The organism is Mycobacterium asiaticum DSM 44297, from assembly GCF_000613245.1.
Taxonomy (GTDB): domain Bacteria; phylum Actinomycetota; class Actinomycetes; order Mycobacteriales; family Mycobacteriaceae; genus Mycobacterium; species Mycobacterium asiaticum.
In genome coordinates, this window is sequence record NZ_HG964938.1 from 508797 (window position 1) to 515950 (window position 7154).

The window sequence follows — 7154 nt, forward strand, 5'->3', positions numbered from 1 at the left end:
AATGCCTCCGCAATCGGCGTTCCGCTCGCCGCAGCCTTGATTGCCGCGGCCAGCTGGGGGCTTGCGGCCGTCACCGTCTCCCCGTTGGGCAGCGTCACGGTGGTCGGGCCCGCCGGCGGTGCCTCGGGTTGGCCGGGCGCAGGCTCGCCTTCCTGGTCATGTGGTTCGTCGTCGGCGGCGTCGTCTCCGTCGTCGTCGCGCTTGATCTTGTCCTCGTGGCGCCGGCGATCATCGGGGTCGACGAAGGCGCCGTCGCCCAGAGCTCCGGAATCCCGGCCGGACCCGGCGCCGGACAGCGCGGGCAGCTGCAGGCCGCTCGGCGCACCCCAGGACGGCATACCACCGCCGCTCGGTGATGTGGCGCCGCCCCCGCCAGGCGCCGCGGGCGCCGTTGTGGGTGCGATCGGAGCCGCGGCTTCCGGCGGGGCTGCACCCGACAGCCCCGGGTCGTCGAACCACAAGGGGTCTAGTCCTGGCTCGGTATCCGATGCGGGTAACGGGCCGCCAGCGCTAGAGGCTGGCTGGACTGGTGTCGGCGCGGGCCGCGGATCACCGGATGCCGCCGCTGTCACCGAACCGCTCTTCGACGCGTTGTACAGCGATGTCCATGCGGCCATCAAGGCCGACTTCGACGTGTCGTCCAGACTCGCGGTCGCGACAACCTCGCGGATGTCTCTCAGTTTGCCGATCAAGTACCGCTGGAAGTCCCGGGCACCGGCCGGGGTGTCCAGATCTGTGCGCACCGCGACCGCGGACTCGAGTTCCTGCTGCAACTTGGTGAGTGCGTCGCGACCTTCAGTGTTCGTCAGGTGGGCATTGAGGATGGCTGAGATCACCTGCAGGTCGAGCTGAGATGTCGCCGAATTCTGGTGCGCCAGTGCGGTTTCGGCTTGGGCGATGGCTTTGGCCGCATCGCCCTCGGTGCGGGTGGGCAGACCGGCGGGCGGGGGTGTTCCATTCGGCGAGAACAAGTCGGGATGTTGCTGACGGATCTTGGCCAGGATCGCATCGAGTCGTGGCACGGACGTCGCGGGGCTCAACGCGTCGGTCACTTCCGCGGCCGTCAGCCCGGTCATCCAGGCTTGCGGGCCCCCGGTGCTTTGTTGGATGCGCCGCATGGTGTCGACGAGGTCCTGATATGTCGTCATCGACGTGATCCGCGCGCGCCCGACCACTTCATGCCGCGGGACAGTACCCACGCGGTGTGGCCCGGACAATTCACGCCGAACCGCAGCTCCGGTACCGGTCCTGCAAACCCCGCAGTACGAGGCTTTTCGCCTTGCTGATCTCTTGGGCGTCCGTCAAGATCGCGGCGATCTCACGCTGCTTGGCTACCAGGAACCGCTGGTATTCGCGCGTTCCCAGTGGGGTATCGCCGGCGAGTTCGGCCTGCTGGGTGCGCTCGATCTCGGCCGCGATGGCATCGAGCCGCCGGATGCTGTCAAGCATGGTCTGATGTGCGCTGGTCAGGACCTCGGACAGGGTGCGGTCGGCTTCGGCGGCTATGCCGTACTTCCCCGCCAGGACGTTCTGTCGCTCCCGGATTGCGGCCATTAGGGATCCGGTGGGTTCCGACATGGGTTCAACCTTCTCTCACCAGGGCGCTGATCACGGTTCTCACCAGGGCCGCCGTATCTGCACGTTGTTGCCCAGCCGGCTGATCCGGACCGACGCGCCCGAGTAGGGAGCCTCGACCACGAGATTGTTTCCGATCGCCATCTGCACGTGCCCGGCGTGCGGAAATACGAGGTCGCCGGGCTGTACCTGCGAGCGCGGCACCGGGACGCCGTCGTTGATCTGTTGGTAAGTGGTGCGGTCGAGGTGCACTCCGGCCTGCTTGTAGGCCCACTGGACCAGACCGGAGCAGTCGAACCGGTCGGGCCCGGTCGCCCCCCACACGTAGGGACGGCCGAGGCGCGACAGAGCGGCCCGGACCGCGCGGCCGGCGCGGCCGTGCGCCGACCGCAGGTCCGGACGATGGTGCGATGAGCGATAACGCAGCGCACGCACAGCCGCCAGACGCCGCCGGGCCTGCCCTCGGGCTGCCACGACGTGCGCGCGCTGTGCGCGTAACCGTGCCACCCGCCGGCGCAGCGCCTCCCGCTGGGCGAGCGGTGTTGTCGACGGGATCGCGGCATCCGCGCGGGCCTCATCGACGACATTGCCTGTCAGCTCTCGTGCCGTCGCCCGATCCCGATGCGCACCGGCAAGGATCGTCGTCAACGTCTCATCCGTCCGGCCACTCGATACCAGCGTGGCGTGAACACGGTGCGCAGCATGCAGGTAATGCTTTTGTTGCACAAGGCTGTTCGGATCACCAGACCCGCCAAGGCGGTCTGGTTCGAGCGTGATCGTCGGCACCGGATGATCAGCGCCGGCGAACAGCTGATGGGCGCGGGTCAACGTCTCGACCTCGGATGGACTCACCGGTCTTCCTCACTGTCCCCGCCCACCGGCACGTGCTGGGCCGACTGCGCGCCCTGCACGGAATCGATGAAAGCGCGCACCCGGGGGAGGACGGCTTGGGAAATTACGCCGCGGGTGCGGATGTCCCACACCTCGTCGGCGCCGATGCCGATCATTGCCGCAACTACCGCGTCCGGCAGAGCCGACTGCGCGCAAGCCTGCTCGAACTGCGCGCCCAGGCTTGACGGTAACCGTTGCAACAGGGCGCTGCGGGTTTCCTCGAGCGCATGCAGATGTTCGATCAAGCGGGAGGCCGATTCGCCGCCTGAATTCACGGCCAACCGCCAAGAACTGGCGGCCAGCATCTCAGCCTTGACGCACTGTGCGATCACGTCCTGAATATACGACTCGTATTCGTTTGATGTTTTCGCTGGCAGCCGGTCGATGAAGGCTTCGAGCGTTTCGCGCTGCGCTTCGGCATAGCGGGCAAGAACATCGGTGTCGTCGTGACGCTGGACGACTGGATCTGCACCCGCGGGGCCGGGCTCGGCCGGCTGGGCTGCGAGCAACCGGCCGAGTTCGGCTTCCGGGTCGGCCGCGACCACCAGCCGCGAATAGGTTCCCGGCGGCAGACCGAGGCCGTTTTCGACCTGTTGAACTGTGCTTTTGTGCGGCTTGCGGACACCGCGCTCGAGATAGCTCAGTCCCATGATGCTGACGCCGGTGGCGGCGGCGAGGTCGGCGAGCGACCAGTCCCGCGACTCGCGGAGCGCCCGGATCGCCGCGCCGGCCGACTCACGGCTCACGGCTGGCTCCGGCCATGTCCCGGATATTACACAGCGATTGAGTCACCGTTGTGTATATACGTTTCTGTCGCACTTCTCTTGCGCGATCTCCAATCCTGTGTATACGCTTTTGTCTACGTTTCATTTCCTGAAGGAGGCCGGCATGACCAACCCCTGCGCGACGAACCCGGAACTCTGGTTCGGTTACCCCGACGACGACTGTGGTGACGGCGCCGCCAAAGCTCGGGCCTACGAGCGGTCCGCCACCGAGGCCCGGATTCAGTGCCTGCGCCGCTGCCCGCTCGCAGAGCAACGGTCGTGCGCCGAACGGGCGATCAGGCACCGCGAGGAATGGGGAGTCTGGGCCGGCGTCAAGCTGCCCGGCGGTCAGTACCGCAAGCGTGAACAACTCGCCAAGGCCCACGACGTGCTGCGCCGGATCGCCTCGGGCGAGATCAACCCCAGGCAGCTGCCCGAGAGTGCCGCGCTGCTGGCGCGCCGCGAGAACGACGCCGTCCCGGCCACCGCGGTGGTGTTGCACCTGCCGACCGCCCGGGCGGCCGAGGCCGGACCGCGCTCGGCGGCCTGATGCGGCCGCCGTCAATCCGTTGGATAGCAGAGCGGTAGAGGAGGGTATACCGGGGACGACAGGGGCCCCGTACGGGCCGAGGCAACTGACCCAGAGGCGCTCTCATGACCTTCGACCTGACCCCCACTCATGCGCAACACGACCTGGCGCGTCGCACCCACGAGTTCGCCGAAGAGGTCATCCGCCCGGTCGCCCTCCACTATGACCAGCACCAGGAGTTCCCCTGGCCCGTCTTGGAGGAGGCGGCGCAGCGCGGTTTCTACAGCCCGCTGTTCTATCGCGACCTGATCGGTGACCCGACCGGCATCTCGCTGCCGATGTTCATGGAGGAGTTGTTCTGGGGCTGCGCCGGAATCGGTTTGGCCATTGTGATGCCGGCGCTGGCGCTCTCGGCAATCGGTCAGGCCGCGTCCCCCGAACAGATGCTGGAATGGGCGCCCGAATGCTTCGGAACCCCGGGTGACCTCAAGCTTGCCGCGCTGGCGATTTCTGAGCCCGAAGGCGGTAGCGACGTCCGCAATCTGCGGACCACCGCGCGCCGCGACGGTGACGACTGGATTATCAACGGCCACAAGATGTGGATCGGCAACGGCGGCATTGCCAACGTGCACGTGGTGAACGCGGTCGTCGACCAGGAACTCGGCCACCGCGGTCAGGCCTTGTTCGTGGTGCCCGGTGGCACGCCGGGACTCGAGTTGGTGCGCAAGCTGGACAAGATGGGCTGCCGCGCATCACACACCGCCGAGCTCAAATTCAACGATGTCCGGATCCCGGGTGCCAATTTGCTTGGCGGAGAAGACAAGCTCGAACACAAGCTGGCCAAAGCCCGGGAGGTGGTCGCCGGCGGCAAGAAATCCGGCTCGGCAACATTGGGCACCTTCGAGCAGACCCGCCCGATGGTCGCCGCGCAGGCGATCGGGATCGCGCGTGCGGCACTGGAATACGCCACCGCATACGCGACCGAGCGGGAGGCGTTCGGCGGACCCATCATCGACCACCAGGGTGTCTCGTTTCCGTTGGCGGAGTTGGCGACTCAGATCGACGCCGCCCGGCTACTGACCTGGCGCGCGTCCTGGATGGCGGCCAGCGGAGTCCCCTTCGAACGCGGCGAAGGTTCGATGTCGAAGCTCGCCGCCAGCGAGGTCGCGGTCAAAGCCACCGAGCGCGCCATTCAGACGATGGGTGGCTGGGGCTACATCACCGACCACCCGGTCGAGAAATGGTACCGAGATGCCAAGCTCTACACGATCTTCGAAGGGACCAGCGAGATTCAGCGCATGGTCATCTCCAATGCGCTCGGCTCGGCGGTGGACACCCCGCCGCTGCACGTGACCGTCGAACCGACCGGGGGACCGCTGAACCGGGTGTTCGGTCGCGGCACCCCGCTGCGGTCCCGCGCGGCCGATCGCGCCCTGGCGCTCAAAGACCGGGTGCCGGAGCCGATCATGCGCGTCGCGATGAAGGCACTGCAGCCGCCCCGAAAGTAGGGCGCTCCGGCGAGTAGGGTCGCGGTATCGCCGCCAACTGCCCAGTTCTCGGAGGGTCGACGATGAGCAACCTCGAAAGCACGCCGACCGAGGTTGCCTGTGGCGCAGAGCAGGCCGAATCGAGGCCCGAGGTGGAGGTGTTGCGTCCGCGCGAAGTGCCGCTGGGCGGGCCGCGGGCGATGCGGGTACAGCGCACGTTGCCGCAACGGGAACGCTCGCTCATCGGAGCGTGGTGCTTCGTCGACCACTATGGTCCCGCGTCGGTGCGGATGGACGTGCCGCCGCACCCGCACACCGGCCTGCAAACGGTGAGCTGGTTGTTCAGCGGGGAAGTGGAACATCGCGACAGCGCCGGTGTGCACGCCAGGGTGCGGCCGGGCGAGCTGAATCTGATGACTGCCGGGGCGGGCATCTGCCACTCGGAGGTCTCGGTGGATTCCGGGGTGTTGCACGGGGCGCAGCTGTGGGTGGCGCTGCCCGATGCTGCCCGCGACACCGGACGCGACTTCGCGCACTATCGGCCCGAACCGGTGCCGCTGGCCGGTGCCCGGATTCGGGTGTTCCTCGGTGAGTTGATCGGAAGTCGTTCGCCCGTAACGACATTCACCCCGCTGGTCGGCGCCCAGATCGATCTCGACGCACATGCCGCACTGGAACTGGAGGTCGACCCGGCCTTCGAGCACGGTGTGCTGTGCGACCAGGGTGCGGTGGAAATGTGCGGGGCCGGCCTAGGTGTTGCCGATCTGGGATACCAGGGGCCGGGGCATCGCGTGTTGCCGCTGCGCAATCTGGGGGAGCGACCGGCCCGGGTTCTGTTGTTGGGCGGCACCCCTTTCGGGGAACAACTGGTGATGTGGTGGAACTTCTTGGGACGCAGCCACGACGAGATCGTCGAATATCGCCGGCAATGGGAGCAAGCCGACGACCGGTTCGGCGCCGTACACGGCTACCGCGGTTCGGTCGCCAGGCTGCCGGCCCCGCCCATGCCCACCACCCGGCTATTGCCCAGGCCACTGCCTGGGTCCGCATCGAAACCGAAGGAGCACTCATGACCGTCGACAAGACCGGCGCAGAAGTCACCATCACCGAGGAGGACCGCAAATACACCATCTCGGTCGGCGGCCAGGTCGTCGGATTGGCCGACTACGCCGATCGCGGCGACCAGCGCGTCTTCCACCACACCGAGATCGACCCCGAGTTCGGCGGCCGCGGCTTGGCGACGCTGTTGTTGGAGCAGGCGCTGCAGGACACCAAGTCTGAAGGGAAGCGCATCGTGCCGGTGTGCTCGATGGTGGTGACGGTGCTCAAGAAGCACCCGGAGTACAACGACATCACCGACCCGGTCACGGCGGAGGTCGTGGGCTGGGTCAACACCCAACCCAACTGAGCGGCTACGGCTCGTTGCGGTCCCAGGTGGTGGGCAGCATCGGGATCGTCGGCGACCCACCGAATGAGTCGGAGGCCAGCGTCATCAGCCCGGTGGCGTCGGCGTCGTCCTTGGCGACCGTGCCGCCGAAGCCCATGGTTCCCGCGCCGCGACTGGACGCCGCCACCGACGGCTCCTCCACCGGGGCCGCATCGGGATCGTCGAAGTCCATGAACTCGTCGCCGTACTGAAACTCCGGCATGGTGTCGGTGCGCCGCCGACGGGCGCGGCGTTTCTCGCGCGCCGAGACTCCCGCGGCGGCCGCCGGAATCCCTTCCGCCGGCGCCTTGGCTGCCGTCCGGTCCCGCAGCGTGGGGGTGAAGCCGCCGCCCGGATCCAACCCCGGCACGGCATACGGCACCAGCGGGCCCGCGGCTGCGGGCGCGGCCGCGGTCGGTGCCGGTGCGCCCGCGCCGGCCGCCGAGGCAGCCGGTGCCGCCGCCGAGGTCACCCCGCTCGGT

The 7154-nt window shown here is 67.9% G+C and carries 9 protein-coding genes; 4 read left to right on the forward strand and 5 right to left on the reverse strand.

The genetic code is table 11. From position 1 onward, the window contains the following. The 4 genes from BN972_RS21260 to BN972_RS21275 form a co-directional block, all read right to left on the reverse strand. Positions 1-1148 (reverse strand): DUF4226 domain-containing protein (locus BN972_RS21260; protein ID WP_036363620.1); only part of this gene is annotated, 1148 nt, incomplete at its 3' end. A 70-nt stretch (positions 1149-1218) separates the two neighbouring features. Then, positions 1219-1578: a DUF4226 domain-containing protein gene (locus BN972_RS21265; RefSeq protein ID WP_036362220.1), complete on the reverse strand. Its 360-nt coding sequence runs from the start codon at positions 1576-1578 to the stop codon at positions 1219-1221. Positions 1579-1617: 39 nt separating this feature from the next. Next, positions 1618-2427 (reverse strand): C40 family peptidase, encoded by an 810-nt coding sequence (locus BN972_RS21270; protein WP_036362223.1) that lies wholly within the window; start codon positions 2425-2427, stop codon positions 1618-1620. After that, positions 2424-3212, reverse strand: coding sequence for a helix-turn-helix domain-containing protein (locus BN972_RS21275; RefSeq protein ID WP_036362226.1), 789 nt, complete (start codon positions 3210-3212; stop codon positions 2424-2426). Before BN972_RS21275 ends, BN972_RS21270 begins: the two co-directional genes overlap by 4 nt. A gap of 142 nt (positions 3213-3354) precedes the next feature. On the opposite strand from BN972_RS21275, the gene BN972_RS21280 reads away from it, so the two are divergent. From BN972_RS21280 to BN972_RS21295, 4 genes are all read left to right on the forward strand, one after another. Next, positions 3355-3780 carry a WhiB family transcriptional regulator gene (locus BN972_RS21280; protein WP_036362229.1) on the forward strand — a complete coding sequence of 142 codons (426 nt, stop codon included), beginning with the start codon at positions 3355-3357 and terminating at the stop codon, positions 3778-3780. A gap of 104 nt (positions 3781-3884) precedes the next feature. Continuing rightward, the gene (locus tag BN972_RS21285) at positions 3885-5267 is read left to right on the forward strand and encodes an acyl-CoA dehydrogenase family protein (protein ID WP_036362233.1); all 1383 of its coding nucleotides are present in this window, start codon (positions 3885-3887) and stop codon (positions 5265-5267) included. Between the two features lie 62 nt (positions 5268-5329). After that, positions 5330-6319 carry a pirin family protein gene (locus BN972_RS21290; RefSeq protein ID WP_036362236.1) on the forward strand — a complete coding sequence of 330 codons (990 nt, stop codon included), beginning with the start codon at positions 5330-5332 and terminating at the stop codon, positions 6317-6319. Further along, complete coding sequence (locus BN972_RS21295; protein ID WP_036362239.1) at positions 6316-6654, forward strand: GNAT family N-acetyltransferase; 339 nt, start codon at positions 6316-6318, stop codon at positions 6652-6654. Before BN972_RS21290 ends, BN972_RS21295 begins: the two co-directional genes overlap by 4 nt. A 4-nt stretch (positions 6655-6658) precedes the next feature. On the opposite strand, the gene BN972_RS30565 is transcribed toward BN972_RS21295, so the two are convergent. Beyond that, positions 6659-7154, reverse strand: a 496-nt coding sequence (locus BN972_RS30565) for a PPW family C-terminal domain-containing PPE protein (protein WP_455709863.1), incomplete at its 5' end; no start/stop codon positions are given.